Source organism: Bradyrhizobium canariense (assembly GCF_019402665.1).
Taxonomy (GTDB): domain Bacteria; phylum Pseudomonadota; class Alphaproteobacteria; order Rhizobiales; family Xanthobacteraceae; genus Bradyrhizobium; species Bradyrhizobium canariense.
The window spans coordinates 32,792-57,783 of the sequence record NZ_VSST01000002.1 but is presented as its reverse complement, the minus strand read 5'-3'; the positions used below and the strand labels follow the sequence as shown (position 1 = coordinate 57,783).

The 24,992-nt window shown below is 63.7% G+C and carries 29 protein-coding genes; 20 read left to right on the top strand and 9 right to left on the bottom strand.

Going from position 1 to position 24,992, the window contains the following annotated elements; genetic code table 11:
- Positions 1-8: 8 nt before the first annotated feature.
- Positions 9-854 carry an S-formylglutathione hydrolase gene (fghA, locus tag FXB41_RS00965; protein WP_219678758.1) on the top strand — a complete coding sequence of 282 codons (846 nt, stop codon included), beginning with the start codon at positions 9-11 and terminating at the stop codon, positions 852-854.
- Between the two features lie 9 nt (positions 855-863).
- On the opposite strand, the gene FXB41_RS00960 is transcribed toward fghA, so the two are convergent.
- On the bottom strand, positions 864-1,364 hold the full coding sequence (locus tag FXB41_RS00960) for a DUF3280 domain-containing protein (RefSeq protein ID WP_219678755.1): 501 nt from the start codon (positions 1,362-1,364) through the stop codon (positions 864-866).
- 127 nt (positions 1,365-1,491) lie between these two features.
- Between FXB41_RS00960 and pedA1 the strand changes: the two genes are divergently transcribed.
- The 6 genes from pedA1 to FXB41_RS00930 all read left to right on the top strand — a co-directional run bounded on the left by pedA1 (position 1,492) and on the right by FXB41_RS00930 (position 6,340).
- Positions 1,492-2,673: a lanthanide ABC transporter ABC transporter substrate-binding protein PedA1 gene (pedA1, locus tag FXB41_RS00955; protein WP_219678753.1), complete on the top strand. Its 1,182-nt coding sequence runs from the start codon at positions 1,492-1,494 to the stop codon at positions 2,671-2,673.
- 8 nt (positions 2,674-2,681) lie between these two features.
- Entirely contained in the window at positions 2,682-3,650 is a 969-nt protein-coding gene (locus FXB41_RS00950) for a YVTN family beta-propeller repeat protein (protein WP_219678751.1), read from the top strand.
- Positions 3,647-4,453, top strand: coding sequence for a lanthanide ABC transporter ATP-binding protein PedB/LutE (gene pedB, locus FXB41_RS00945; protein WP_219678750.1), 807 nt, complete (start codon positions 3,647-3,649; stop codon positions 4,451-4,453). Before FXB41_RS00950 ends, pedB begins: the two co-directional genes overlap by 4 nt.
- Positions 4,450-5,298, top strand: coding sequence for a lanthanide ABC transporter permease protein PedC (gene pedC / locus FXB41_RS00940; RefSeq protein WP_219678748.1), 849 nt, complete (start codon positions 4,450-4,452; stop codon positions 5,296-5,298). The genes pedB and pedC overlap by 4 nt, the downstream gene beginning before the upstream one ends.
- Entirely contained in the window at positions 5,295-5,909 is a 615-nt protein-coding gene (locus tag FXB41_RS00935) for a hypothetical protein (RefSeq protein ID WP_007601402.1), read from the top strand. The genes pedC and FXB41_RS00935 overlap by 4 nt, the downstream gene beginning before the upstream one ends.
- 131 nt (positions 5,910-6,040) lie before the next feature.
- Positions 6,041-6,340, top strand: a complete 300-nt coding sequence (locus tag FXB41_RS00930) for a copper-binding protein (protein ID WP_007601401.1) — start codon at positions 6,041-6,043, stop codon at positions 6,338-6,340.
- A gap of 161 nt (positions 6,341-6,501) precedes the next feature.
- Here FXB41_RS00930 and FXB41_RS00925 read toward each other — a convergent pair whose 3' ends face one another.
- A complete protein-coding gene (locus FXB41_RS00925; RefSeq protein WP_219678745.1) occupies positions 6,502-7,059 on the bottom strand; it encodes a PQQ-dependent catabolism-associated CXXCW motif protein in 558 nt (185 codons plus the stop codon).
- Position 7,060: 1 nt separating this feature from the next.
- On the bottom strand, positions 7,061-7,942 hold the full coding sequence (locus FXB41_RS00920) for a substrate-binding domain-containing protein (RefSeq protein ID WP_007601397.1): 882 nt from the start codon (positions 7,940-7,942) through the stop codon (positions 7,061-7,063).
- A gap of 128 nt (positions 7,943-8,070) precedes the next feature.
- Between FXB41_RS00920 and FXB41_RS00915 the strand changes: the two genes are divergently transcribed.
- Positions 8,071-8,997 carry a quinoprotein relay system zinc metallohydrolase 2 gene (locus tag FXB41_RS00915; protein ID WP_219678743.1) on the top strand — a complete coding sequence of 309 codons (927 nt, stop codon included), beginning with the start codon at positions 8,071-8,073 and terminating at the stop codon, positions 8,995-8,997.
- Positions 8,998-9,047: 50 nt separating this feature from the next.
- Positions 9,048-9,866 carry a quinoprotein dehydrogenase-associated SoxYZ-like carrier gene (locus tag FXB41_RS00910; protein ID WP_219678742.1) on the top strand — a complete coding sequence of 273 codons (819 nt, stop codon included), beginning with the start codon at positions 9,048-9,050 and terminating at the stop codon, positions 9,864-9,866.
- Positions 9,867-10,077: 211 nt separating this feature from the next.
- Here the strand turns inward: FXB41_RS00910 and FXB41_RS00905 are convergent, their stop codons facing one another.
- On the bottom strand, positions 10,078-10,437 hold the full coding sequence (locus tag FXB41_RS00905) for a hypothetical protein (RefSeq protein ID WP_007601391.1): 360 nt from the start codon (positions 10,435-10,437) through the stop codon (positions 10,078-10,080).
- Between the two features lie 87 nt (positions 10,438-10,524).
- On the opposite strand from FXB41_RS00905, the gene FXB41_RS00900 reads away from it, so the two are divergent.
- The 4 genes from FXB41_RS00900 to FXB41_RS00885 are packed head-to-tail and all read left to right on the top strand — an operon-like array spanning position 10,525 to position 13,345.
- Positions 10,525-11,505, top strand: coding sequence for an ABC transporter substrate-binding protein (locus FXB41_RS00900; RefSeq protein ID WP_219678783.1), 981 nt, complete (start codon positions 10,525-10,527; stop codon positions 11,503-11,505).
- Position 11,506: 1 nt separating this feature from the next.
- The gene (locus tag FXB41_RS00895) at positions 11,507-12,244 is read left to right on the top strand and encodes an ABC transporter permease (RefSeq protein WP_007601389.1); all 738 of its coding nucleotides are present in this window, start codon (positions 11,507-11,509) and stop codon (positions 12,242-12,244) included.
- Positions 12,234-12,944, top strand: coding sequence for an ABC transporter ATP-binding protein (locus FXB41_RS00890; protein ID WP_007601388.1), 711 nt, complete (start codon positions 12,234-12,236; stop codon positions 12,942-12,944). Before FXB41_RS00895 ends, FXB41_RS00890 begins: the two co-directional genes overlap by 11 nt.
- Positions 12,945-12,991: 47 nt before the next feature.
- Entirely contained in the window at positions 12,992-13,345 is a 354-nt protein-coding gene (locus tag FXB41_RS00885) for a hypothetical protein (protein ID WP_007601387.1), read from the top strand.
- 168 nt (positions 13,346-13,513) lie between these two features.
- On the opposite strand, the gene FXB41_RS00880 is transcribed toward FXB41_RS00885, so the two are convergent.
- The 4 genes from FXB41_RS00880 to lanM form a co-directional block, all read right to left on the bottom strand.
- Positions 13,514-13,723 (bottom strand): hypothetical protein, encoded by a 210-nt coding sequence (locus FXB41_RS00880; RefSeq protein ID WP_007601386.1) that lies wholly within the window; start codon positions 13,721-13,723, stop codon positions 13,514-13,516.
- Positions 13,724-13,856: 133 nt separating this feature from the next.
- Positions 13,857-14,762: a DUF6662 family protein gene (locus FXB41_RS00875; protein WP_219678738.1), complete on the bottom strand. Its 906-nt coding sequence runs from the start codon at positions 14,760-14,762 to the stop codon at positions 13,857-13,859.
- A gap of 48 nt (positions 14,763-14,810) precedes the next feature.
- Positions 14,811-14,891 (bottom strand): pyrroloquinoline quinone precursor peptide PqqA, encoded by an 81-nt coding sequence (gene pqqA / locus FXB41_RS00870; RefSeq protein WP_035994375.1) that lies wholly within the window; start codon positions 14,889-14,891, stop codon positions 14,811-14,813.
- 171 nt (positions 14,892-15,062) lie between these two features.
- Positions 15,063-15,455, bottom strand: coding sequence for a lanmodulin LanM (lanM, locus tag FXB41_RS00865; RefSeq protein WP_007601381.1), 393 nt, complete (start codon positions 15,453-15,455; stop codon positions 15,063-15,065).
- A 342-nt stretch (positions 15,456-15,797) separates the two neighbouring features.
- On the opposite strand from lanM, the gene FXB41_RS00860 reads away from it, so the two are divergent.
- The 6 genes from FXB41_RS00860 to FXB41_RS00835 all read left to right on the top strand — a co-directional run bounded on the left by FXB41_RS00860 (position 15,798) and on the right by FXB41_RS00835 (position 21,549).
- Positions 15,798-17,462 carry a methanol/ethanol family PQQ-dependent dehydrogenase gene (locus FXB41_RS00860; RefSeq protein WP_219678736.1) on the top strand — a complete coding sequence of 555 codons (1,665 nt, stop codon included), beginning with the start codon at positions 15,798-15,800 and terminating at the stop codon, positions 17,460-17,462.
- Between the two features lie 10 nt (positions 17,463-17,472).
- Positions 17,473-17,829, top strand: a complete 357-nt coding sequence (locus FXB41_RS00855) for a c-type cytochrome (protein WP_219678734.1) — start codon at positions 17,473-17,475, stop codon at positions 17,827-17,829.
- Positions 17,826-18,755, top strand: coding sequence for a substrate-binding periplasmic protein (locus FXB41_RS00850; protein WP_219678731.1), 930 nt, complete (start codon positions 17,826-17,828; stop codon positions 18,753-18,755). The genes FXB41_RS00855 and FXB41_RS00850 overlap by 4 nt, the downstream gene beginning before the upstream one ends.
- A gap of 127 nt (positions 18,756-18,882) precedes the next feature.
- Positions 18,883-19,848, top strand: coding sequence for an FUSC family protein (locus FXB41_RS00845; protein WP_311985780.1), 966 nt, complete (start codon positions 18,883-18,885; stop codon positions 19,846-19,848).
- Positions 19,849-20,003: 155 nt separating this feature from the next.
- Positions 20,004-20,993 carry a Bug family tripartite tricarboxylate transporter substrate binding protein gene (locus FXB41_RS00840; RefSeq protein WP_219678726.1) on the top strand — a complete coding sequence of 330 codons (990 nt, stop codon included), beginning with the start codon at positions 20,004-20,006 and terminating at the stop codon, positions 20,991-20,993.
- A 130-nt stretch (positions 20,994-21,123) separates the two neighbouring features.
- Positions 21,124-21,549 carry a hypothetical protein gene (locus FXB41_RS00835; protein WP_007601372.1) on the top strand — a complete coding sequence of 142 codons (426 nt, stop codon included), beginning with the start codon at positions 21,124-21,126 and terminating at the stop codon, positions 21,547-21,549.
- Positions 21,550-21,608: 59 nt separating this feature from the next.
- On the opposite strand, the gene FXB41_RS00830 is transcribed toward FXB41_RS00835, so the two are convergent.
- Positions 21,609-22,577, bottom strand: coding sequence for a helix-turn-helix domain-containing protein (locus FXB41_RS00830; protein ID WP_007601369.1), 969 nt, complete (start codon positions 22,575-22,577; stop codon positions 21,609-21,611).
- A gap of 513 nt (positions 22,578-23,090) precedes the next feature.
- Here FXB41_RS00830 and xoxF5 point away from each other — a divergent pair.
- Positions 23,091-24,896, top strand: a complete 1,806-nt coding sequence (gene xoxF5, locus FXB41_RS00825) for a lanthanide-dependent methanol dehydrogenase XoxF5 (RefSeq protein ID WP_007601367.1) — start codon at positions 23,091-23,093, stop codon at positions 24,894-24,896.
- Positions 24,897-24,992 lie beyond the last annotated feature (96 nt).

Below are 24,992 nucleotides of genomic sequence, written 5' to 3'. Positions count from 1 at the left end.
ATAACGGCATGACGATCCAGACTGTCTCGACCAATACATCCTATGGCGGCGTGCAGGGCGTGTATCGCCATGCCAGCCAGGCAACCGGAACCGACATGGTGTTCTCGGTCTATGTTCCTCCGCACGCGCAGGGCGCCAAGCTGCCCGTGGTCTGGTATCTCTCCGGCCTCACCTGCACGCATGCCAACGTCACCGAGAAAGGCGAATTCCGCAAAGCCTGCGCCGAGCTCGGCCTGATCTTCGTCGCGCCCGACACCTCCCCGCGGGGCCCCGACGTGCCGGGCGATGCCAATAATGCCTATGATTTCGGTCTTGGCGCCGGCTTCTATGTCGACGCGACGGAAGCGCCGTTTTCGCGCAATTATCGCATGTGGAGCTACGTCACCGACGAACTGCCGAAACTCGTGGCGGAGAATTTTCCGGTCGATGCCAAGCGGCAATCGGTGATGGGCCATTCGATGGGCGGCCATGGCGCATTGACGGTCGCGCTGCGCAACCCGCACCGTTTTCGCGCGGCCAGCGCCTTTGCGCCGATCGTGGCGCCATCGCTCGTGCCCTGGGGCATCAAGGCGCTGACGGGCTATCTCGGGCCGAACAAGGATATGTGGCGCAGCCACGACACGGTGGCGCTGATCGAGGACGGCGCGAAGTTTTCAGGCTTTCTGGTCGATGTCGGCGAGGCTGATAACTTCTTGAAGGAGCAGCTTCGTCCTGAATTGCTGCAGGCGGCCTGTGCCAAGGCCAACATCCCGCTGACGCTGCGGCGGCAGGCGGGCTATGACCACAGCTATTATTTCATCTCGACCTTCATGGGCGATCACCTGCACTGGCATGCGGAGCGATTGAAGGAGTAAATATCCCCCTCACGGCTTGCCGTAATTCGGTGCCAGCAACCGGTTGCGGATCAGATAACTCATCGTGCGCGTCCAGGATTCATCCGTGTTGCCGCGCATGTCGGCGCTGGCGGCCGTGATCATGTTGCCGGTCTTCACGTCGCGCAGATAGATGTTCAGATTGATGATCAGGTTCGAGACCTTCTGCACCATGCCGGTGATTTCCAAATCGGCACCGAGCTGCCCGGCAAGCTTGAGGTCGCAGCCGCCGCAAGCCTGCAGATTGGCGTGACGGGCCGCGTCCCGGACCGGCGCGATATCGATCAGCTGGAACCTGCCTGACTCAACCAGTGCCTTGCGCAACTGCTCGCTGATGAGGTCGAGCCGCGCCTCCTCCGGCTTCGAGCCGTAGAACTCGCCGGGCAGGCTGGTGTCGATCAGTTCAAAGTCGAACACCGCGAGTTTCGGCGGATCGGCGAGCGCGGCCGAACCCGTCAACAACAAAGCTGCGAAACATATCAGCGCTCGCATGATCGTGATTCCCGGCGTGGCAGCGTGAGGACGAAATGCGGGGTTGCATGGCCTGACAAATCGGTCATGCTTTAGCAGAGACAATTCTCCATCGGCGGTCAAGCCGGGGAGAACATCTGGAGGAAACATGATCCGATGGTTGGTCGGCCTGATCGGCCTGGGTGTTGCTGCAACGAGTGCGCTCGCGGCCGCCCCTGTCATGATCGGCGTCGGCTATCTCGGAATCGCCGGCAGCAGATCGACGCTGTCGCTGGTCGAGCAGCCCGCGGAGAATGACGGCGTCGCCGGCGCGCGCCTCGCCATCGAGGACAACAACACCACCGGCAAATTCCTCAACCAGCGATTTGCGCTGGAGGAGCGGCGCATCAAGGAGGGCGAGGATGCCGTGCAGGCCGCGACCGACCTCGCCGCACGCAACGGCTTCATCATCGCCGATCTGCCGGCCGACGCGCTGCTGAAAGTCGCCGACGCCTTGCGCGAGCGCGGCACGTTGCTGTTCAACGCCGGCGCGATCGACGAGCGGCTGCGCGAGGCCGATTGCCGCGCCAATGTCATCCATACCGCGCCGACCCGCGCAATGCTGGCCGATGCGCTCGGCCAATATCTGGTGTGGAAGCAGTGGAAGCGCTGGCTGCTCGTGGTCGGCTCGCATGACGAGGACAAGTTGTTCGCCGATGCGCTCCGGCGCACCGCGACGCGGTTCGGCGCCAAGATCGTGCAGGAGCGCAGCTTCGAAGACAAAGGCGGCGCGCGCCGCACGGACTCGGGCGTGACGCTGATCCAGCGCCAGATGCCGGTGTTCACGCAACAGGCTCCGGCCTATGACGTGCTGGTCGCCGCCGACGAGAGCGAGGTGTTCGGCGCCTACCTGCCCTATCGCACCTGGGATCCGCGGCCTGTCGCGGGCTCTGCCGGTCTGGTGCCGCGGAGCTGGGATGCCGCGCAGGACCAGTGGGGCGCGATCCAGATGCAGAACCGCTTCGTCAAGCTCAACGCGCGGCGGATGACCGCGCTCGACATGCAGGCGTGGACGGCCGTGCGCATGATCGGAGAGGCCACCTCGCGCACCAATTCCGGCGATATCAAGAAGGTCACCGATTTCATCAAGGGCCCGGAGTTCTCGGTCGCCGCCTTCAAGGGCACCAAGCTGACCTTGCGCGATTGGAACCTGCAGCTGCGCCAGCCGATCCTGCTGGTCGATGGCCGCATGGTGGTGTCGGTGTCGCCGCAAGAAGGTTTCCTGCATCAAGTCTCCGAGCTCGACACGCTCGGCTATGACCGCCCGGAGAGCAAATGCAAGCTGAAATGAGAAAGCAGATGTTGCGCACGTGGCGTGTTGGGTTGCTGTTCGGACTGGCGCTGGCGGCAGCGCCGGCGCATGCGTTCATCGCTTATGTCTCGAACGAGAAGAGCAACACGGTGTCGGTGATCGACACCGACAGCTGGACGGTGACCAAGACCATCAAGGTCGGCCAGCGCCCGCGCGGCATCGACTTCACGCGCGACGGCAAGTTCGTGATGGTCGCGGTCGGCGACGACGACACCATCCAGATGATCGACGCCAAGACGCAAACCGTGGTGGACAGCCTGCCCTCCGGGCCCGACCCGGAATTGTTCGCCCAGGATGCCGCTGGCAAGGTCCTCTATGTCGCGAACGAGAACGACAACACGGTGACCGTGATCGACCTCGAGAAGCGCGCCCGCCTTGGCGACATCCAGGTCGGCGTCGAGCCCGAGGGCATGACGATCAGCCCGGACGGCAAGACGCTGATCAACACGTCCGAGACCACCAACATGGCGCATTTCATCGACACGTCGTCGCGCCAGATCGTCGCCAACGTGCTGGTCGACGCGCGGCCGCGCTTTGCCGAATTCAAGCACGACGCTTCCGAATTGTGGGTGTCCTCGGAGATCGGCGGCACCGTCTCGATCATCGACCCCGCAAAGCACGAGGTGACCGGGAAGATCAATTTCGAGATTCCGGGGTTGAGGAAAGAGGCGATCCAGCCCGTCGGCATCGGCATGACCCGGGACGACAAGACCGCCTTCATCGCGCTCGGGCCAGCCAACCGCATCGCCGTGGTCGACACCGCCTCGCGCAAGGTGACGAAATATCTGCTGGTGGGACAACGGGTCTGGCACATGGCATTCACGCCGGACGAGAAATTTCTGCTCACCACCAATGGTGTGTCAAACGACGTCTCCGTCATCGACGTCGCCGCGCAAAAGGTGATCAAGACCATTCAGGTGGGCGAACTGCCCTGGGGTATCACGATCGCGCCATGACCAGCCCTGCTCCCATCGCCGAACAACGCGAAACACCAAGGCCCGATCCGGCGGCCGTGCCTGCGCTATCGATCGACAGCGTCAGCCACGCCTATGGCCCGCGCCGCGCGCTGATGGACGTGTCCTTCAACGTGCAGCCCGCGAGCTTTACGGCCCTGCTCGGCCTCAACGGTGCGGGCAAGAGCACGCTGTTCTCGCTGATCACACGGCTGTTCGGCATCCAGTCCGGCCGCGTCGGCATTTTCGGCCATGACATCAGCAAGAGTCCCGGAGAAGCGCTGCGGTTGCTCGGCGTCGTGTTCCAGCCGCGCACGCTCGATCTCGATCTGTCGCTGACGCAGAACCTGCTCTATCACGCTGCACTCCACGGCATCAGCCGCCGCGAGGCCCGCGCGCGAGCCGCCGAGCTGCTCGGTCGCATCGGGCTTACCGAGCGCGCCGGCAGCAAGGTGCGCGATCTCTCGGGCGGGCAGATGCGGCGGCTGGAGATCGCCCGTGCGCTGCTGCATCGGCCACGCCTGCTCTTGCTGGACGAGCCCACCGTCGGCCTCGACGTCAAAGCGCGCGCCGACATCATCAGCCATGTGCGCCAGCTCGTGAGCGAGCAAGGCATCGGCGTGCTCTGGGCCACGCATCTGTTCGACGAGATCATGGCCGGTGACGATCTCGTGGTGCTGCACCAGGGCAAGGTGCTGGCGCGGGGACCGATGAGCCGCGTCGTCGCGGAAGCCGGCGCGCAGGACGTCAACTCCGCCTTCATGCGCCTGACCGGTGCGCAGACCCTGCCGGGCGACGGCGCATGAGCAGCATCAGCATGCGCGAGGCGCCACGCGGCTTCTCGGCCGCCGAATACATGATCTGCCTCACGGGCATCGTCTGGCGCGAAGGACTGCGCTTCCTGCACCAGCGCGAGCGGTTCGTCTCGGCGCTGGTGCGGCCGCTGGTGTGGCTGTTCATCTTCGCCGCCGGTTTCCGCCAGGTGCTCGGCATCTCCATCATCCCGCCCTACGAGACCTACATCCTCTACGAGGTCTTCATCGCGCCCGGGCTGATGGCCATGATCCAGCTGTTCAACGGCATGCAATCCTCGCTCTCGATGGTCTATGACCGCGAGATGGGCAACATGCGCACGCTGCTGGTCAGCCCACTGCCGCGCGGCTACCTGTTGTTCTGCAAGCTGCTCGCGGGCACCGCGGTGTCGCTGCTCCAGGTCTATGCGTTCCTGCTGATCGCCTGGTTCTGGGACATCACCCCTCCTCTGTCAGGCTATCTCACGGTACTGCCGGCACTGATCCTGTCCGGACTGATGCTGGGTTCGCTCGGCATGCTGATCTCCTCTGGCATCAAGCAGCTGGAGAACTTTGCCGGCGTGATGAATTTTGTCATTTTCCCGATGTTCTTCGCTTCATCGGCGCTCTACCCGCTCTGGCGGGTGCAGGAGGGCAGCCCCTATCTCTACTATGTCTGCGAGGCCAATCCGTTCACCCATGCGGTCGAGCTGATCCGCTTCGCGCTGTACGGACAGATCAACTGGATCTCGCTGGCGGTGGTCGCGACCTGCACAATCGTCTTCATGATCGGCGCGATTCTGGCCTATGATCCCTCGCGCGGGCTGGCGCGACGGGGCCCTGCGGGAGGCGAAGGATGACGGTTCGGGTTCTGGCCATGGCCGCTCTGATGCTCGCAGCCGCGGGCACGGCGGCACGCGCGGCCGATCCGCGCTATCCGGATTGGCCCTGCACGCAGGCAAAAGTGCCGGAAATTTCGCTCGCGGCCGTTTGGGCTGGCCCCTCGCTCGACGACGTGCAGAACAAGTGGAAGGACGACGCCAAGGTCAGCGCGCTGGTCGCCAAACTGTCGGCACGCAAGACACCGCTGGAAGAGGCCGAGAAGTTGGTGAAGGAGTTTTTGGCGGGCTCCGCGGCCGACAAGACCGCGAATGCGAAACTGCTGTTCGCAGGCCTGTTCGACACGCTCAACGCTCAGCGCTCGCAGGTCATGAGCGGGTTGGAACGCGTCAGCCGCAAGCAGCGCGAAGCCGCCGACAAGATCCGCGAGGAGAGTGTCCAGCTCCAGGCGCTCCAGGGCGCCACGCCGCGCGACGAGGCTAAGGTCGAGGCGCTCAGCAACGAGCTGATCTGGAAGACCCGCATTTTCGAGGACCGCCACAAGGTCGTGCGGTTCGTTTGCGAGGTTCCCACCACCATCGACCAGCGGCTGTTTGCGCTCGGACGCGTGATCCAGCAGGAAATGGAATAGCGTCAGCCTCATTGACCGCTTGCGGCAGGTTCCCGCGCCTCCATTGCGATCATTAACCTGTGCTATATGCCGGAACCAAATCGGTCTAGGATGTCTTGTCGACGGGTAATCCAAGGCATCGGGAGGCCTCGATGGGAACCACAAAATTCATCCTCGCAGGCGCTGCGGCCATCAGCATGCTCGCAAGCAGCGCATTCGCTGACGATCTGACCGGCATGGTCACTCGGATTGATCGGCTCAACAGCACGATCTCGATCCAGCAGACGCAGAAGGGCACAGTCGGCGGCAGCGCAGGCGGGGCCGGCGCGCTGCAGGAGTACAAGGCCAAGGACGCCGCGATGCTCGATGCCGTCCACGCCGGCGACCGGGTGAGCTACTCTGCGACCGACAATAACGGCACGGGCACGCTGACCAAGCTGCAGAAGCAGTAGGCCGGGATCTTTGCGGCCATCCTTCGAGACGCCCGCCTACGGCGGGCTCCTCAGGATGAGGTCTGGTTCCGTGGCGAGATGTCAGACCCTCATGGTGAGGAGACCGCGAAGCGGTCGTCTCGAACCACGAGGCCATCGACGACACAGCTCGGCTCAATTCTTCACTGCTCCGGCCGCGGCTCGGGCTGCGCCTCCTCAGTCGGAAGCTTTGCACGCTCCCAGCCGTCGGTGCCATCGGGATACCAGGCGACGCTGGAGTAGCCATACGCGAGCGCGCGCTTGGCGGCGTTCCAGGACATCCAGCAATCGGCCAGGCAGTAGATCACGAGCAGCGCGGCCTTATTACCGCGCGACGCACGCGCGAGGCCGCGCTGGAAATAGTCGTCCATGGCGGGCGGCAGCGTGCCGTAGCCGGTATCCGGCAGCCAGATGCTGCCCGGAATGTTTTTGCGCGGCGCCTCGCGCCAGACGGTCCCCGCTGGAAGGTTCTTCGGCTTCGGCGCCCGCGGCAGCACGTCGATGAAGACGCCGCTCTTCGCGTGCCAGATCGCCTCGGCTTCTGACGTCGACAGCACGCGCGCGCCGCCGAGCGTCGCCGGCACGGGCGCGCGGTAGTTGTCGGTGCGATAACCCTCGGGCTCGAACGGCTCCTGCTGCTGCGCGACGACCGGCGCCATCAGCACGGCGGCGACCAGCGCAGCGACAACGCGCCGCCTCATCTCATGGTGCCTTCTTGGCCGTCTCCGCGCCGAGCGGCCGATCGCTCTCGTCCAGCAGCGGCACGCCGAAATCGAGCAGGATCTTGTTGATCTCGCCCTGGTTCTCCTGGATCAGCTTGTTGAGCTGCCGCTTCCAGTTCTGGTCGGCGCCACGCACGCCCATGCCGATGCGATAGACCAGCTTTGGCCCGGTGGTTTCCTTCACCAGCGGCGTGACATGAAGCGACCCCGCCTTCTTCGCGTAGAACCCTGCCATCGGTCCCCACAGCACGCCGGCGTCAATCTTGCCCGCCGTGAGATCATCGATCATGGCCTGCGCCGAATTGTCGTAGCGCGTGTCGATCATCAGCGGATAGGGCTTTGCATCACCCATCAGTCCCGCGATGGCCATGTTGGTGGCAGGCGGCGTGCCGGCGACGATGCCGACATGCTTGCCCTTCAGCCTGGCATCCTCGAGCGTGTCGACCTCCTCCAGCCCGCTGCCCGCTTTCGCGACCAGCGCATAGCTCGTGCGGTAATAAGGATTGGTGCCTTGCACAAGGTCGTCGCCTTGGGGGAAGCCCATGATGACGTCGCAGCGATGCGAGCCGAGCGTCATGCGCACGAAGCCGGTGGCTTGCGGAAAAAAGACATAGTCGAGCTTCTTCTGGAGCTTGTCCGCAAACAGCTCGGCAAGCTTGTTCTCGAACCCCTCGCCCTTCTCGTTCGAGAACGGCAGATTGCGCGGGTCGGAACAGACGCGCAGCACCTTGGGGTCGACCAGCTCGAACGAGAGGTCACCCGTCTCGTTGGTCTGCGCGATGGCGACGTCGCCGAACGCGCAAGACGCAACCAGGATACTCAGTGAAAACAACCAGCGACGATGTCGTCCGGCCTCCGTCATCGCGCTTCCTCCTAGGCTTGTTTGAATGCTAGCCATGCAACGCATGACGCGCCATGTCTTGCCAGAGTTTGTGCTGGCTTTCTTTGTTGCAGTGCAATGCGCGCAACCCTTTGAACTGAGGCGGAAAAGTGTCTCGCATCCCTCTCGTGATCGCAGCCTTGTCCCTGCTGGTGACAGCGACGCTAGCATGCGCCGCAGCGGCCGAATTGCCTGTGAGCGAAGTCGCGCCGGGAATATTCGTACACTCCGGGACCATCGCGCTGATGACCCGCGAGAACGAGGGCGACATCGCCAACGTCGGCTTCATCGTGGGCAAGGATGCGGTGGCCGTGATCGATACCGGCGGTAGCTTTCGCGAGGGCGAGGCGCTATTGGCGGCGGTGCGAGCCCGCACCAGCAAGCCGATCCGCTACGTCATCAATACCCACGGCCATCCCGACCATGTTTTCGGCAATGCGGCCTTCGCCGTCGGAGACACCATTTTCGTCGGTCACAGCAGGCTGCCGCGGGCGCTGGCTGCGCGCGGCCCGTACTATCTCGACAATTTTAGGCGCATCATGGGCGACGAATTGATATCTCCCGTGAAGATCGTGCCGCCCACAATGCTTGTCACGGATACAATGACGCTCGATCTCGGCGCGCGCCGCCTGAGCTTGCGGGCCTGGCCGGCCGGGCACAGCGACAATGATTTGACCGTATTCGATGAGACGACGAAGACGCTGTTCGCTGGCGACCTCGTCTTCCTCCGCCATATTCCGGTGATGGACGGCAGCATTCGCGGCTGGCTCGGCACCCTCGGGGAACTCGAGAGCATTCCGGCGCAGCGCGTCGTTCCCGGTCACGGGCCCGTGAGCGAATGGCCTGCGGCGCTGATCGATGAGCGGCGCTATCTGATGGCACTGCTGACGGACGTCCGGGCAGCGAACAAGAAGGGCGAACCGATCCGAACCGCCGCTGACAAGGCCGCCGCCTCGGAACGGCCGCACTGGGAGCTGTTCGACGACTACAACGCCCGCAACGCAACCGCAGCATTTTCGGAAATTGAATGGGAGTAGCGGACGCGCTACGATGTGCGTAACGTTGCTTCGTCCGCGGGACCATGACCATGACGGGATGCACGCGCCGACTGCCTCTGATCGCCCTGCTCCTCGGCATTGCATTCGCCGTGCCGGCGCAGGCGGAAGAAGCTTACGATCCCTGGCCGGGCCTGGTGCAGGACATCTTCAGCAACCGTCCGATGAATGACGGCGGCAATGTCATTGGCATCGAGATGCCGTATCGCGCCGAGGACGCGGCCATCGTTCCGGTGACCCTGCGCAGCAAGCTCTCGCCTGGCGATGCCCGCCGCATCCGTTCGATCACGCTGGTGATCGATCGTAACCCCGCACCGATGGCAGCGAAGTTCGAGCTCGGGCCGGATGCCAACGTCACTGAAATCTCGACGCGCGTGCGCGTCAACAATTACACCGACGTTCATGCGGTGGCCGAGCTCAGCGACGGACAGCTCTACGTCTCGAAAGTCTATGTGAAGGCCTCCGGCGGCTGCTCGGCACCAGCGGGAAAGGATGCCGAGGAAGCCCAGAACCGGCTCGGCCAGATGCGCTACCGGCAATTCGCGCGCGAAGAGGCGCCCGCGAGCCGCATGCGGGAGGCGCAGATCATGATCGGCCATCCCAACAATTCCGGCCTGCAGATGGACCAGGTCACGCAGCTCTACATTCCCGCCTTTTTCATCAACCAGCTCAGGCTGACGCAGGACGACAGCCCCGTGCTCTCGATGGAAGGCGGCATCTCGATCTCGGAAGATCCCAACCTGCGCTTCACCTATGTGTCCAACGGCGCCAAGCGTTTTCGCGCGGAAGCCAAGGACACGGATGGTCACGTGTTCCGCAACGAGTGGGATGTGGAGAAGCCGGGGACGTAGCGCGCCACCTTCCCCTTCAAAGTCAAACGCATTGCGGATGGCTGTGCCCTCGCCCCTTGTGGGAGAGGGCAGCACCGCTGGTAGACAAAACTTCGCTTGGGTGAGGGGTTTGCCTCCGCGAGCTACTCTCTTGCGATAGTATTCGCGGAGACATACCCCTCATCCGGCGCTTCGCGCCACCTTCTCCCGCAAGGGGAGAAGGAAGAAAGTGTTAGAAACACCTCACCTCGGCTTCCGCCTGTGCTCGCCGCAAATCATTCACGGCCGAGTTCGCCTGCTCCGAGGTGCGGAACTGGACGCCGAGATTGCCGCGGACCTGGGACATGCTGAGCGCGGTTTCTGCGGTGACGTAGCGCTCATAGGGCACGATCGAGGCCACCACGTCGATCGAGCAGGAACATTGCTCGATCGCCTGCCGGCTCTCGCCATTGGCCTTCATGCAGCCATAGACATACTCGGCACGCGCCGATGTCGGATAATCATTGGCCTCTTCAGCCTGCGCAGCGAGCGCGGTCGCAGCCCACACCGCCAATGCGGCGACAATCGGTCGTAGCTGTCCGGCCAGATTCATGAGCGTCCTCCCGCTGGTTGCGACGGAAGCTATGCTATGCGTATTGTCCTGAAAAGCACCCTATCAGAGGAAACGGCTCACAAGGTGATGAGAGCATTTGGTCGATCATTGGCGCTCGCGACGACGCTGGCGCTGACACTAGCCGGGCCCGGCCGCGCCGCGGATACGATTCGCCTTGCGGTGCAGAAGACCGGAACATTCTCCTGGGAGCTGGCCGCGATCCGGGCCGGCGGCCTCGACAAGGAGGCCGACCTGTCGCTCGACGTCACCGAGCTTGCGAGCCCCGAGGCCGGCAAGATCGCCCTGCGCGCTGGCAATGCCGACATCATCCTGTCCGACTGGCTGTGGGTGTCGCGCGAGCGCACGCTCGGCGCCAAGCTCACCTTCTATCCCTATTCCAGCGCGCTCGGCGCGGTGATGGTGCCGGCCGCCTCGCCGATCAAGTCGCTGGCTGATTTGAAGGGCCGCAAGCTGGCGGTCGGCGGCGGTCCCATCGACAAGAGCTGGCAGCTGCTCCAGGCGCGCATGAAGCAGGACGGCATCGACCTGAAATCGGAGGCGACCATCGTCTATGGTGCTCCGCCTCTGATCGCCGCCAAGGCGCTCGACGGCGAGATGGATGCGAGCCTTAATTTCTGGAATTTCTGCGCACAGCTGGAAGCCAAGGGTTTTAGACGTCTTGCCGGCATCGAGGACATATTGCCGAAACTCGGCGCCAAGGGCGCGGTCTCCGCAGTCGGCTATGTCTTCGACGAAAACTGGGCGGCGAGTCATCGCGATGCGGTGGCGCGCTTCATCGCGATGACCCGCAAGGCCAAGCAGCTGCTGGTGACCTCGGATGCCGCCTGGGACAAGATCGCACCGCTCACCGGCACGAGCGATGCCACCCTGCTGAAGACCTATCGCGAGCGATATCGCGACGGCATTCCGCGCCGGAGCATCGATGACGAAGAACAGGACGCGCGCGTGCTCTATCGCGTGCTGGCCGAGACCGGCGGACGCGACCTCGTGGGCCCCGCTGCCGAGCTCGATCCCGGCACGTTCTATCACGCAGTTGCCGGAGACTGAGGTGCTGCGTCTTCTGTCGTTTGCCCTGTTGCTCGCGATCTGGTGGACAGCCGCCCTGTTCGTCGGCGCCGCAAAGCTGCCCTCTCCGTCCGCCGTGCTCGACGTCGTCATCGCGGAAGCATCGAGCGGCGCGCTGTTCCTGCATCTCGGCGCCACGCTCGCCCGCGTGAGCCTCGCCTTCGTGCTGGCGATGTCGCTCGGCAGCGCCATCGGCTATCTGATGGGACGGGTGAAGCTCGCCGACCGGCTCGGCGACCCCTGGCTGATCCTGCTCCTGAACCTGCCCGCGCTGGTCGTGATCGTGCTGGCCTATATCTGGGCCGGCCTCACCGAGGCCGCAGCGATCGCGGCGATCGCGATCAACAAGCTGCCGACCGCCATCGTCACCCTGCGCGAGGGCGCACGCGCGCTCGACCGCTCGCTCGACGAGATGGCGAGCGTGTTCGCGATGCCGCGCTGGCGCGCGTTCCGCCACGTCGTGCTGCCGCAACTGGCACCCTATATCGCAGCCTCAGCCCGCTCCGGATTGTCGCTGGTGTGGAAGATCGTGCTGGTCGCCGAACTCCTGGGCCGGCCGAACGGCGTCGGCTTCGAGATCGGCGTCGCTTTCCAGCTGTTCGACACGCCGCGGCTGCTGGCCTATTCGCTGACCTTCGCCGCCGTCGTGCTCGTGATCGAGACCGCGCTGGTGCAACCGTTCGAAGCCCGCGCAACACGATGGCGACCCCGTGCGGCTTGAGGTCGATATCACAGGCAAGAGCTTCAAGAGTGCCGCCGGCGGGACGCAGGAGGTGCTCGCGCCGGTCAGATTCGCGCTTCAATCCGGCGAGGTCGGCGTGCTGATCGGTCCCTCCGGCTGCGGCAAGAGCACGATGCTGCGCATCATCCTCGGGCTCGACCGCGATTTCGAGGGGCACGTCTCGCGCCCGCCGGAAGCGCGGATCGGCATGGTTTTCCAGGAGCCGCGGCTGCTGCCATGGCGCTCGGTCGAGCAGAATGTACGGCTTGCGGCACCCGATGTGACCGACGCCAAGCTCGCCGAGCTGTTCAGGATCCTGGAGCTGGACGCGCATCGCAGTCATTTTCCAGGCGAATTGTCACTGGGCCTCGCCCGGCGCGTCGCGCTCGCCCGCGCCTTTGCGGTGGAGCCTGACCTGCTCGTGCTCGACGAGCCCCTCGCCTCGCTCGACGACGCACTCGCCGGCCGTTTGCGCGACGAGATCGCGACGCTGGTGGCGCGCCGTCCGGTGATGACGTTGCTCGTCACCCACAGCCTGGATGATGCGATCCGGCTCGGCGACCGCCTGTTCTTGCTGTCGCCGCGACCGGCGCGCATCGTGCGCGAGGTGCCGATTGCCATCCCGCGCGCGGAGCGCAGCGAGGCCGAGCTCGGCAAGATCAGGGCCGAGCTCGCCGCGTTGCAGCTTGAATCGAAATGAGAACTCATGGTCAATTGGATCAACGACATCTTCGCGGGAGGGTCATCATGCGGCGTACGCTGATTGCGATCGGCATCCTGTTGGTTGCGATGCCCGGCGCGGCGCTCGCGCAGGCCAAAGGCAAGGGTATCCGGCTCTGGAATCTGACGACGGAGACGATCTCCGGTTTCCAGCTCTCGCCGGCCGGGAAGACCGAGTGGGGGCCGAACCAGTGCTTGAACGACAAGGACAAGGAGGTCGATCACGACGAGCGGCTGCGCATCACCGGCGTCGAGCCCGGCCGCTACGATGCCAGGGTCAGCTATCCCAATGCACGGCAGTGCATCGTGCGCGACATCGAGATCAAGGCGGATGCGGTGTTCTCGATCGCCGACAAGGATCTGAAGGACTGCAGCAAATAACGCGGGCTGCGTTACGAGCGTTTCGCCTCATGGTGAGGAGCGCGGAACGCGCGTCTCGAACCATGCAGGCCCGTCTGTCACCTGCGGCCATCCTTCGAGACGCTTGCTTCGCAAGCTCCTCAGGATGAGGACCTAGGCCAGTCGCGACCGGGAAGGCGGCGCAGCTCTTCACGCCTTATCGTTCGGGTGCGGATATTCGCAGCGCCACCGCACCGCTTGCCACTTCGGATGGTCGCCAACCCATTGCGCGATATAGGGCGGCGCAGCCATCGCGCATTGCGTCGGCGACCCCGCATAGTTGAACACCAGATGCTGCTCCTCGCAGGTCGCAGGCGAGAGCAACGCACACACAGTCACCACCAGGTCGATCGGGTTCATGCCGGGATCCTCGCAGAGCCGATGAAGAATAGCACAAAAGGCTACGCTCCGAGGAGCCGGAAGTTTCAATCCGGCCACGCGAAATCGAGCGGGAATTGCCCCATCGCCTCTCCCCGCAACCGGGGCGCGAGCGCTAGAAATTAACTCCAAAGACCAGCCTTGCCTGGTGGCGCTCGAAATTGACGAGGTCGAGATTGCCGCCTGATCCGGCCGCACGGCCCCAGGCCTGCATGCTCCAGCTCATGGTCAGGCGCGAGCGATCGGAAAGCTGGAAATAAGCAGTCGGACCGACGAAGAGGGCTTGGCCTGCGAACTCGCCGAGGCCGATGCCTTCGTACTGCCGGAAGTAGCGCACCTCGCCGCCGAGCAGCACATCGGGCCGCACGCGGACGAGGCCGGCGAAGGCCGCGCCGATGGTCGAACTCTTTTCGGACAGTCCCGCCATTTCGAAACGCGCCCATTCGGGTTGATAGATCAGGTTGAGCGCGCCGATGGCGAAGTTCGGGATCAGCTCGCGATCGAAGGCGAGCGTGAAATCGGTACCGTACATCCGCCCTTTTGCGCCGGAAGTCTCGTCGATGCGATCGCCATGGAGTTCGGCGGCGACAGTCAACCCGAATGGCGCGCGCTCGCGATCGAGCAGGCGATAGCGCAGGTCAAGCGAAGCGCCCTGGAAATTGAACTGGCGGCGGTCGCCGATATCGGGGACGCCGGTGATGTCGTGCAGCGTGGCGGTGCCGCCGACCTCGATGCGGAAGTTCGGCAGCGGCACGATCTCTATCTCGACCTCCTGCGACAGGGCGCGATAGGTCCCGCCGCCTTTGCCGAATCGTCCTGTCGTCTGGGTCTGGAATTCGCGCTCGCCGGGATTGCCGACATCGGTGCCGATCATGAAGCCGAAGATGTGCTCGGTATCAAAGCCCTCTTCGGCGCTGACGCATGCCGGCGCGAGCGCGACGGTGCAGGCGGCTATGGTCCAGAATGTAAGGGCTCTCGCGCGCATCCCCGACACTACCACGGCTTCGATGGTAGTTGCCATCGAAGCCGCGGCAGGTCGCAAGTCTTACTTGCAGTCTTACTTGTGGTCCTACTTGCGCAAAGCGCAGGCGTACATGTTGATTTCCATGCCGACCGACACTTCCACGATCTTCGGAGCTTTCCAGGCCATTCGGGGACTCCCAAGGGATTGAGCGCGACATCGCGCCGGCCAAAACCTAGGGCTGCGTCAGGCACAGCGCAAGTCGGGAATCGCGCCGTCGACACAGCGAACTGTCGCATCGCGCTTGCAAACTTCTCTCTCGGGCAACTCGCCTTCGCTCCCAGTCAAGCGGCGCGGCGCTCACTGCAACAAGCGCAGCAGCGCGCGGCCGGCGCGCGAGTTCAGCTCCTTGGCATCCAGCGTTCCATCCTTGTCGGGATTCGCCGCGTTGAAGCGCTGCTCCACCACGGAGAGATATTCGTCGAGCGTGAGAGTCCCGTCGCGATCGGGATCGGCGGCGGCGAGTTCTTTCGCCGTTAACCGTCCGCGCAACTCGCGGGCGTCAAGCGTGCCGTCATGATCGGGATCGAGCTTGGCGAACAACGCGGTCGCCGCCTTCTTCACCTCGGCAAGGTCGAGCGTGCCGTCATTGTCGGTATCGAACGTCTTGACCGCGTTGCCGGAGGCCGACCATGCCGGACCGGACATCAGTGCAATCGTGAGCGCAAGTGCAACAGAGCGACGCGATATCATGAAAACCTCCCAGACCAAGAGCTCCGATTCGAGCCGGATCGAAACGACATAAGTCCACAAGCGAGCCTCGGTTCAAGCCCCGAATTGCAGGCTACGCCCGTACAACTTGCGGAACCCGTCAGCCCGACCATTGCCGTGGCGCACGCGCCCTGCTCCATGCCGCGGAATTTCTTCAGCGCCTGCGCACAAGTGAGAGTTGCTTGTCAGCTCTCCGTCAGGTGACCGGCTTCCGGCCGCCCACCAGATCGGCGTCGCAACTACGACTTTCGTATTGACGCGTTTTGCATTCAGGCGGAGTGTTGCTGCCGCAGCGTCAATAGGCGCGCACATTGGGAGGAACGGATGAAACGCTTTGCGATGGCCGCGAGCCTCGTCATGCTTGCATCGACTTGTGCAAATGCACAAACCAGCGAGCAGCTGGTCAAGGGTGCGACCGATACATCGAACGTTCTCAATTACGGAATGGGCTACAATCTCCAGCGTTTCTCGACGCTGAACCAGATCAACAAGGACAGCGTCGAGAACCTTGTCCCGGTCTGGAACTACTCTTTCAACGACGATCGCAGCGAGGAATCGCAGCCGCTGGTGTACCAGGGCGTGATCTACGTGACGTCGCACAACGCGACGATGGCGGTCGACGCCAAGACCGGCAAGCAGATCTGGAAATCCAAGGTCGAGTATCCTGCCGAAACGCCGCGCATCGTCTGCTGCGGCATCATCAATCGCGGCGCCGCGCTCTATGACGGCAAGGTGTTCCGCACCACGCTCGACGCCAACGTGATCGCGCTCGACGCCAAGGACGGCAAGGAGCTGTGGCGGCAGAAGGCTGCCGATATCAAGGAAGGCTATTCGATGACGGTGGCGCCGCTGGTCGCCGACGGCGTCGTGATCACCGGCATCTCCGGCGCCGAGTTCGGCACCCGCGGCTTCATCGACGGCTGGGATCCGGCAACGGGCAAGCACCTGTGGCGCACCCATTCGATCCCCTCCCCGGACGAGCCCGGCGGCGACACCTGGAAGGGCGATACCTGGAAGCTCGGCGGCGGCTCGACCTGGATCACGGGCTCCTATGATCCCGAGCTCAACACGGTCTATTGGGGTATCGGCAATCCCGGACCGTTCAACTCTGCGGTACGCCCGGGCGATAACCTCTACACCTGCTCCGTGCTGGCGATGGATCCCAAAACCGGCAAGATCAAGTGGCACTACCAGTTCTCGCCGAACAATCCGTTCGACTATGACAGCGTGGCCGAGATGGTCCTCGCCGACATGAACGTCGAGGGCAAGCCGACCAAGGTGTTGATGGACGCCAACCGCAACGGCTTCTTCTACGTGCTCGACCGCACCAACGGAAAGCTGCTTGCGGCCAATCCTTACGTGAAGGTCAACTGGGCGACGGGAATCGACATGAAGACCGGACGTCCCATCGAGACCGACGTCTCGAAGGATGCGCGTGAGGGCAAGAAGGTGACAGTCTATCCGTCGATCCTCGGCGGCAAGAACTGGGAGCCGATGTCGTTCAATCCGCAGACCGGCCTCGCCTACGCCAACACGCTCGCCTTCGGCGGCAGGTACAAGACCGAACCCGCCACCTTCAAGCAGGGTGAATGGTATCTCGGCATGGACCTCACCGATCTCTGGGAATGGGGTGATGGCCCGCGCGGTCATCTGAAGGCGATCGATCCCATGACCGGCAAGGCGAAGTGGGAAGCACCAAGCGACATCCCGCGCTTCTCCGGCGTGCTGTCGACCGCGGGCGGCGTCGTGTTCTCGGGCGCGCTGACCGGCGAGTTCGAGGCCTTCGATGCCGACACCGGCAAGAAGCTCTGGCAGTTCCAGACCGGCTCGGGCATCGAGGGGCAACCGGTGACCTGGCAGCAGGACGGCGTGCAGTATGTCGCCGTGACGAGCGGCTATGGCGGCGTCTACTCGCTGTTTTCCGGCGACGAACGGCTGGCCAAAGTGCCGCCCGGCGGCTCGCTTTGGGTTTTTGCGGTCAAGCAATAACCACGGCACGATGCTGAGAAAGCTATCTCACAAGACGGTGGCGACCCTCGCCACCGTCGCGGTGCTGACGGTCGCGCTTGCGGCGGCCGTTCGTGCCGCGGATGATTCAACCGGCAATCCCGTGCAGGCACAGATCGACCACGGCAAGTCGACTTATGCCGAGAAATGCTCGCACTGCCACGGCCCCAACATGATGAACCCCGGCACCATCACGCCGGACCTGCGCGCCTTCCCCGACGACAAGACGCGCTTCGTCACCACGGTGAAGAACGGCAAGAACAACAAGATGCCGCCCTGGGCCGACATTCTCAGCGACGAGGAGATCGGGAATCTCTGGGCCTTCATCTCGAGCCGGAGAAAACCATGAGGCGCTGGCTGGCCGCTTGGAGCATTGCCGCAATCCTCGCGGCGGCGGCCGCGGCTGCACGCGCGGCCGACGATCCGCTCAAGATTTGCCTCGACGAGGACCGGCCACCGCTGTCGGTGCACCACAAGGGCAAGCCGGACTCGGGTTTCGACGTGCTGCTGGCGGAGGCGATCGCCGACCGGCTCGGACGACCGCTGACGATCCAGTGGTTCGAGAGCAAGCTGGACGAGGATTCGAGCCCGCAGCTCGAGGCCAATGCGCTGCTGTCCGACGGGCGCTGCTCGCTCGTCGGCGGCTATGCGCTGACGACGGACTCCCTCGTCAAGCCCGGCATGAAAACGGCGCGCTTGCCGGATTTTGCCGGCGCCACCCGCGACGACCGACGCCGCCGCGTCGCGCTCGGCGTGCTCGCGCCGAGCCAGCCCTATGTCTACTCGCTGATGACAGTCGTGCTCGGACCCAAGGCGCGGGGTCGCAAGATCGGCGACATCGGCGACCTCGCCGGCCTGCGCCTGGTCATCGAGAGCGGCTCGCTCGGCGATGCGATCCTCATGACCTTCGACAAGGGGCGCCTGATCGACGACATCACGCATCTCGTCCCCGGCCGCGATGATCTTCTCGGCGCACTTGCCCGTGGCGACTATGACGCGACGCTGATCGACCTCGGCCGCCTCGACGCCCATCGCGCCGCGCACCCCGATACGGCGCTCACCGCGTCCGGCTACTACTATCCGATCGGGGCCAATCGCGGCTATGTCGGGCTGGTCAGCGATCCGGCGCTGATCGACGCCGTCAACAAGGCGCTGAGCGGGCTTGCCGCCGAGGGCAAGATCGCCGAATTCGGCAGGCAGGCGGGGCTGAGCTATCTGCCGCCGCAGGAGCCTGCAATCCTCGGCGACGTCTGGATGAAGATCATTCAGCGGTGACCGGAGCGTCCGGCTCCCGGAATGACGGATAAAGTGGTCGGCGATGGGCCCACTACAACCATCGCTGGCTCGGCGACATTCTGCACCCTATGATACCGCCGTTTTCATTCGGCCATCTGGTGGCATCGTGAATCCTTCCGCAGCAGGCCTGCGCGATCTGCTCTCGCGCGAAATCAAGACCGGCGAGCTGGTGCGGGCGCTGATCGTCGTCGGCCCGATGGTCGCCGCCTATTTCGTCGCGCGCGAGACGGCGCTGCTGAATCTCGGGTTGGTCGCGGTCTCGCTGCTCATTCCGGCGCTACGGCTGCACCTGCCGCCGAAGGTTATCGTATGGCACTACATTGCCATCCTCCTCACTTTTGCCGCGCTCTTCCTTGCCGCCCCGATCAAGCCGCTATTCGCAGTGCTGACGGCGCTCGCCGGATTCCTTGCGGTCGCGGTGACACGCCATGGCGAACATTTCCGCACGCTCGGAAATTGGGTGTTCATCCCCGCCGTGTATCTCGCCTGCGAGGTGCGGGAGGGCGTGAGCGCCTCGGAAGCCCTGCGCCATGCCGGCATGATCATCGTGTCCTCTCCGATCGCGCTGGCTCTGGTCTGCGCCATCCGGATTTACGACCAGCGACGGTGCGGCGATGCCGCGACCTCGTTCGGAGCGCCCGCGGCCGAGTGGTTTGTGCCCGCGGCGGCAACCGCCCTTGCAGTGTTCGCTGCGGCGGCGCTGGTCGAGATCCTCGATCTCGCGCAGGGCCAATGGGTGATGTGGTCGGCCGCAAGCGTCGTGGTCGGCGATCTCGCCGCTTCGACCGGCAAGCTGAAACAGCGGGCGATCGGCGCCGTCGCCGGCGCGCCGCTCGGTTTCCTCGCCGGCATGGTGCTGCCGCAAAGCCGCGTCGGCTATGCGCTCGCGGTTCTCGCGGCCACCCTCACGCTGATCGCGTTCTCCCGCTACATCGTCGGCTTCGGCCTGCGCTGCTTCTTCATCGCGCTGGCCGCTTCCTTCGCCGGCAGCGCCAGCGGCATCGCGGAGGAGCGCATCGTCAACGTGCTGATCGGCGGCACCTTCGGCTTGCTTGCGGTAGCCCTGACTTAAATCGTCTGGCTGCGTGTCATGCGAAAAGTGCGATTGTCCGGATGACGCCCGAATAGGCACGGCGCGGCCGTTCGAATGCGCCAATCTGTCTCGCCTGCCACCCATGGCGGAGGCGACCCGATGCAGTACCGTCGGCGACAACCCGGGAGAGAATCATGTCCGCAGAACTCGATCGCCGCCACTTCATCGCCGCCGGCACCACCACACTCGCGATGCCTTTCGTCTCGCGCGGCGCCTCGGCGCAGGCTGCGTGGCCATCGCGGCAGATCCGCATGATTTGCAGCTATCCCGCCGGCGGACAGACCGATCTGCTCGCGCGCGCCTATGGTGAATTCATTGCCAAGCAGGTCGGAAAGACCGTCGTCGTCGAGAACAAGCCCGGAGCCGCCGGCGCGATCGGGACGGCGGAGGTCGCCCGCGCGGAGCCCGACGGCCACACCATCCTGTGCTCGATCTCGACCACCTACATCATGAACCGGGTGGTGATGAAGACTCCCGGCTACGACATGGACAAGGATTTGACGCTCGTCAGCGTCATTCCGGGCGCCGGCCTCCTGCTGGTGGCGAACCCGAAAACCGGCGTCAAGACGTTGGAGGATTTCGTCGCCTTCGCGCGCAAGAGCGGCAAGGTCAACTTCGGCACCTATAGTGCGGGCTCGGCTCCGCATATGACGGTCCACGAGCTCAACAAACAGTATGGCCTTGCCATCGAGCCGATCCACTATCGCGGCGAAGCCCCGATGTGGACGGGCATGCTGGAAGGTACGCTCGATGTGGCCATGGGCAGCTACACGGCAGCGCAGTCGGTTTTGCAGAGCGACCGTGGCACCGTGTTCGCGGTGCATTCGAAGAAGGTCGACGCCATCCCCGATATCAAGACTCTCCCCGAGCAGGGCGCGACGTCGAAATTCTTCACCGTTAGCGGCTTCTCCGGCTGGGCCGTGCCGAAGGCTACACCGCAACCGGTCGTCGACCGCTTGGCGGAGCTTTGCGTCGCTGCCAACAACGATCCGAAGGTGAAGGAGGTTCTCAACACGTTCGTGCTCGAACCCGCGATCGGCTTCAAGGACACCAACGCCCTATATCAGCGCGAGCTGCCGATCTGGATCGAGAGCGCGCGGTCGCTCGGCCTCGAGCCCTCCTGAACCGGGAGACAAGACGCCCTTCGCGGCGCAACATCCGACCAAAGCCTAGTGCCGGAAACGTATTTTCCCGCTATGATTGTGCGACGCTGCTGGGAAGGTCTCACCGGCGCGGACGAGAAAGGCCGATCCCATGACACCGGATGGCGTTGCCGTAGCCGTCATGATCATCCTGCTGTTTCCGATGGGCTATTTCACGCTGGCGTCTCCGGCCTTCCTGCTGGTGAAACTGGATATCCAGCCCGTGGCCCAGCTTTTGCGCGGAATGTTCAATGCCCATTTTCTGGTGATGCGCGTTGCCGGAATTATCGGAGCAGTAGCTTTCCTGCTCGACGGTCGTCTGGTCGCAGCGATGGGCGTCGGCCTCCTTGCAGCCTTGGCGATCTACGGACGCCGCGGGTTCATGCAGCGGATGGACGAACAGCTCAGCGCCACGGACGCCGGCGATGCCGAGGCCCCGCGTCGGCTGCGCCGGCTGCATTGGAGCGGGATGCTGGGCAACGCGGTGCTGCTCGCCGCTCTCCTAATAAGCATTCCCTACATCGCCATATCGGCGTGAGAGACATCGCGGGCGCGTGACGGGCAACCGCTGTCGTCGACGCCGAACCTGGCGTTTGCCTAGTGCTCGTCCGCCGCAACCGCGCCCTGTTGCGCCTTGTGGATCGAGGACGGCACCACGCCGAAATATTTCCGGAACACCCGGCTGAAATGCGATGAGCTGGAGAAGCCCCAGGAGAATGCGACGTCGGTGATGGTCTTGCCGGCGTGGGCCTCGAGCTCCTGGCGGCAATTCTGAAGACGCGCCTGCCAGATGTAGTCGCTCACCGTGGTGCCGCGCTCCGAGAACAGCATGTGCAGATAACGCTTGGAGCAGCCGAGCTCGCCGGAAATCTGGTCGATGCACAGATCCGGATCGCGCAAATGCTCGCGGATGAAGAACTGCGCGCGCACATAGGTCGCTTCGGGCCCGACGCGATCGAGCATCGTGTCGGCCTCGCGCAGCGGCAGCAGCAAGAGGTCGATCAGCGAATCGGCGACGCCGACCGCACTGTTCGCCGACAGCTTCGCCGCCTCGTCGAAGGTCGCATGGACGAAATCATGGGCGATCCGCCCCGTCCCGGTGCGTGAGGTCAATTTGCAGGCGGGCATTCGCTGCGACGGGAATCCGCGGTCGCGCAGCAGCGCCTTTGGCACGATCACCACGTCATGGCGCGTGAAAGCGGGGCTGATGATCGAATGCGGACAGGAGACGTCATAGGCGATGATGTCCCCCGGGTTCAGCTCGATGTGGCGGCCTTCCTGCTCGAAATAGGACACACCGTAAGTCTGGAAGTGGATCTTGATATACGGGTGTTCATTGGCCTTGGCGCGCGCCAGCGTGTGCGCAATCCGATGCTGGCTGACCTCGATCTGGCAGAGCTTCAGGCGCGAGACGCTGGTGTAGTCGATGCGGCCTTCGAGCGAAGACGCTTCGAGCGGATCGACGTCGAAATGCCCGCACAGGCTCGTCAGCCCGTCGATCCAGCTTTGGATCTGACGTTTCGGCGTCATGCCCGTCGTCGAGAGCGTGTGAATCGTGTCGGACATTAATCCAGCCACTGGTTTGATCCGGAGATTTTACGCGAATCGCGAGCCGCGCTGCCGGAGCCCTGAACCGTGATTGCGTGACGTTTACCTCGATTTTGAGCGATCTTCCAGAACGAGCGCCGTCGTTCCAATGCCACCCTTGTAAGTTAATCCTCCGCCTTAGTTGCAGCGCCGTCAAGGGGAACCTAAGCGTGGGAGACGGTCCCAAAGCGCTGCGGAAGCCGCTGAATTCGCTACTGCAAAATCAAAATCTTCGCGGCCGTGCGCTGTCAAGCAAACCAGCTTCTCTCTTGGGCAAGTTTCCCGATAACGAAGTCGTTAGGGATTGCATCAGGAACAACAAGAACGGGCCGCTCCGCACGTGGACCCGTGGCTCTCATCAGGAGGAGGAAACACCACAGCATCGTTTCTGGTCCCAATCGTGACCGCCCTGCACGAGCAGACGCCGGACGAAAAGCCCGGCGATTAAGCAATGCTTCGGAAACAATAAACGAGACCAATGGAGGAATGACTATGCGCAAGGTACTACTCGCGGCCTATCTTGGCTCCGCGGCGGCCCTCGCCGTCGGCAGCGCGTCGGCCAACGACGAAGTGCTCAAGATGTCGCAGAACCCGAAAGACTGGGTGATGCCGACGGGCGACTACGCCAACACCCGCTATTCCAAGCTGAACCAGATCAACGCACAAAACGTAGGCAAGCTCCAGGTCGCCTGGACCTTCTCGACCGGCGTGCTGCGCGGCCACGAAGGCGGCCCGCTGATCATCGGCAACATGATGTACGTCCACACGCCGTTCCCGAACAAGGTCTACGCTATTGACCTTTCCAACGAGAACAAGATCGTCTGGAAGTACGAGCCGAAGCAGGATCCGAATGTGATCCCGGTGATGTGCTGCGACACGGTCAACCGCGGCTTGGCCTATGGCGACGGCAAGATCTTCCTGCATCAGGCCGACACCACGCTCGTCGCGCTCGATGCCAAGAGCGGTCAGGTGGCATGGACCGCGAAGAACGGCGACGCCAGCAAGGGCGAGACCGGTACTTCGGCCCCCATGGTCGTCAAGGACAAGGTGCTGATCGGCATCTCCGGCGGCGAGTTCGGTGTTCAAGCCCATATGACCGCCTACGACATCAAGACGGGCAAGCTGGCTTGGCGCGGCTACTCCGAAGGACCGGATGATCAAATCCTGGTCGATGCAGAGAAGACCACCGCGCTCGGCAAGCCGATTGGCAAGGATTCCAGCCTCAAGACCTGGCAAGGCGATCAGTGGAAGATCGGCGGCGGCGCCACCTGGGGCTGGATCTCCTACGATCCCGAGCTGAACCTCGTCTACTACGGATCGGGCAATCCCTCGACCTGGAATCCGAAGCAGCGTCCCGGCGACAACAAATGGTCGATGACGATCTGGGCTCGCAACCCTGACACCGGCCAAGCCAAGTGGGTTTATCAGATGACGCCCCACGACGAGTGGGATTATGACGGCGTCAATGAGATGATCCTCTCGGACCAGGCCATCAACGGCCAGCCGCGCAAGCTGCTGACGCACTTCGATCGTAACGGCCTCGGCTACACGCTCGATCGTGCCACCGGTGAGCTCCTGGTCGCCGAAAAGTACGATCCGAAGGTGAACTGGACCTCCGGCGTCGATATGGACAAGAACTCGGCCACCTACGGCCGCCCGAAGGTGCTCGACACCGCTTCGACCGACAAGGCGGGCGAGGACCACAACGTGAAGGGCATCTGCCCGGCCGCGCTCGGCACCAAGGACGAGCAGCCGGCAGCCTACTCGCCGGACACGCAGCTGTTCTACGTTCCGACCAACCACGTCTGCATGGACTACGAACCGTTCAAGGTGAGCTACACTGCGGGCCAGCCCTATGTGGGTGCGACGCTCTCGATGTATCCGCCGCAGGGTGAAACCCACATGGGTAACTTCATCGCCTGGGACGGCAAGACCGGCAAGATCGTCTGGTCGAACAAGGAGCAGTTCTCGGTCTGGTCGGGCGCGCTCGCAACCGCAGGCAACGTGGTGTTCTACGGAACGCTCGAAGGCTACCTGAAGGCAGTCGACGCCAAGACCGGCAAGGAGCTCTACAAGTTCAAGACTCCCTCCGGCATCATCGGCAACGTCACCACCTATGAGAACGGCGGCAAGCAGTATGTCGCAGTGCTCTCGGGCGTGGGCGGCTGGGCCGGTATCGGTCTGGCGGCAGGCCTGACCGATCCGACCGCCGGTCTCGGCGCAGTCGGTGGCTACGCGGCGCTCAGCAACTACACGGCACTCGGCGGAACGCTGACCGTGTTCTCGCTGCCCAACTAGGCCTCTCAGCATCGCTCCGGCGCGTGGATCAACTCCACGCGCCGGCTCGTCTCACCGAATGCCTTCCGAGGAAAATCTCTTGCGTAAAATCTGCTC

Coding starts and splice junctions, on each gene's coding strand:
- pedB (WP_219678750.1), top strand. CDS start 3,647: ATGACCAGCCCTGCTCCCATCGCCGAACAACGCGAAACACCAAGGCCC.
- FXB41_RS00935 (WP_007601402.1), top strand. CDS start 5,295: ATGACGGTTCGGGTTCTGGCCATGGCCGCTCTGATGCTCGCAGCCGCG.
- FXB41_RS00905 (WP_007601391.1), bottom strand. CDS start 10,437: ATGAATCTGGCCGGACAGCTACGACCGATTGTCGCCGCATTGGCGGTG.
- FXB41_RS00900 (WP_219678783.1), top strand. CDS start 10,525: ATGAGAGCATTTGGTCGATCATTGGCGCTCGCGACGACGCTGGCGCTG.
- FXB41_RS00880 (WP_007601386.1), bottom strand. CDS start 13,723: ATGAACCCGATCGACCTGGTGGTGACTGTGTGTGCGTTGCTCTCGCCT.
- FXB41_RS00850 (WP_219678731.1), top strand. CDS start 17,826: ATGAGGCGCTGGCTGGCCGCTTGGAGCATTGCCGCAATCCTCGCGGCG.
- fghA (WP_219678758.1), top strand. CDS start 9: ATGACGATCCAGACTGTCTCGACCAATACATCCTATGGCGGCGTGCAG.
- lanM (WP_007601381.1), bottom strand. CDS start 15,455: ATGATATCGCGTCGCTCTGTTGCACTTGCGCTCACGATTGCACTGATG.
- pqqA (WP_035994375.1), bottom strand. CDS start 14,891: ATGGCCTGGAAAGCTCCGAAGATCGTGGAAGTGTCGGTCGGCATGGAA.
- FXB41_RS00950 (WP_219678751.1), top strand. CDS start 2,682: ATGTTGCGCACGTGGCGTGTTGGGTTGCTGTTCGGACTGGCGCTGGCG.
- FXB41_RS00860 (WP_219678736.1), top strand. CDS start 15,798: ATGAAACGCTTTGCGATGGCCGCGAGCCTCGTCATGCTTGCATCGACT.
- FXB41_RS00830 (WP_007601369.1), bottom strand. CDS start 22,577: ATGTCCGACACGATTCACACGCTCTCGACGACGGGCATGACGCCGAAA.
- pedA1 (WP_219678753.1), top strand. CDS start 1,492: ATGATCCGATGGTTGGTCGGCCTGATCGGCCTGGGTGTTGCTGCAACG.
- FXB41_RS00875 (WP_219678738.1), bottom strand. CDS start 14,762: ATGGCAACTACCATCGAAGCCGTGGTAGTGTCGGGGATGCGCGCGAGA.
- FXB41_RS00840 (WP_219678726.1), top strand. CDS start 20,004: ATGTCCGCAGAACTCGATCGCCGCCACTTCATCGCCGCCGGCACCACC.
- FXB41_RS00925 (WP_219678745.1), bottom strand. CDS start 7,059: ATGAGGCGGCGCGTTGTCGCTGCGCTGGTCGCCGCCGTGCTGATGGCG.
- xoxF5 (WP_007601367.1), top strand. CDS start 23,091: ATGCGCAAGGTACTACTCGCGGCCTATCTTGGCTCCGCGGCGGCCCTC.
- FXB41_RS00960 (WP_219678755.1), bottom strand. CDS start 1,364: ATGCGAGCGCTGATATGTTTCGCAGCTTTGTTGTTGACGGGTTCGGCC.
- pedC (WP_219678748.1), top strand. CDS start 4,450: ATGAGCAGCATCAGCATGCGCGAGGCGCCACGCGGCTTCTCGGCCGCC.
- FXB41_RS00910 (WP_219678742.1), top strand. CDS start 9,048: ATGACGGGATGCACGCGCCGACTGCCTCTGATCGCCCTGCTCCTCGGC.
- FXB41_RS00835 (WP_007601372.1), top strand. CDS start 21,124: ATGACACCGGATGGCGTTGCCGTAGCCGTCATGATCATCCTGCTGTTT.
- FXB41_RS00920 (WP_007601397.1), bottom strand. CDS start 7,942: ATGACGGAGGCCGGACGACATCGTCGCTGGTTGTTTTCACTGAGTATC.
- FXB41_RS00855 (WP_219678734.1), top strand. CDS start 17,473: ATGCTGAGAAAGCTATCTCACAAGACGGTGGCGACCCTCGCCACCGTC.
- FXB41_RS00885 (WP_007601387.1), top strand. CDS start 12,992: ATGCGGCGTACGCTGATTGCGATCGGCATCCTGTTGGTTGCGATGCCC.
- FXB41_RS00930 (WP_007601401.1), top strand. CDS start 6,041: ATGGGAACCACAAAATTCATCCTCGCAGGCGCTGCGGCCATCAGCATG.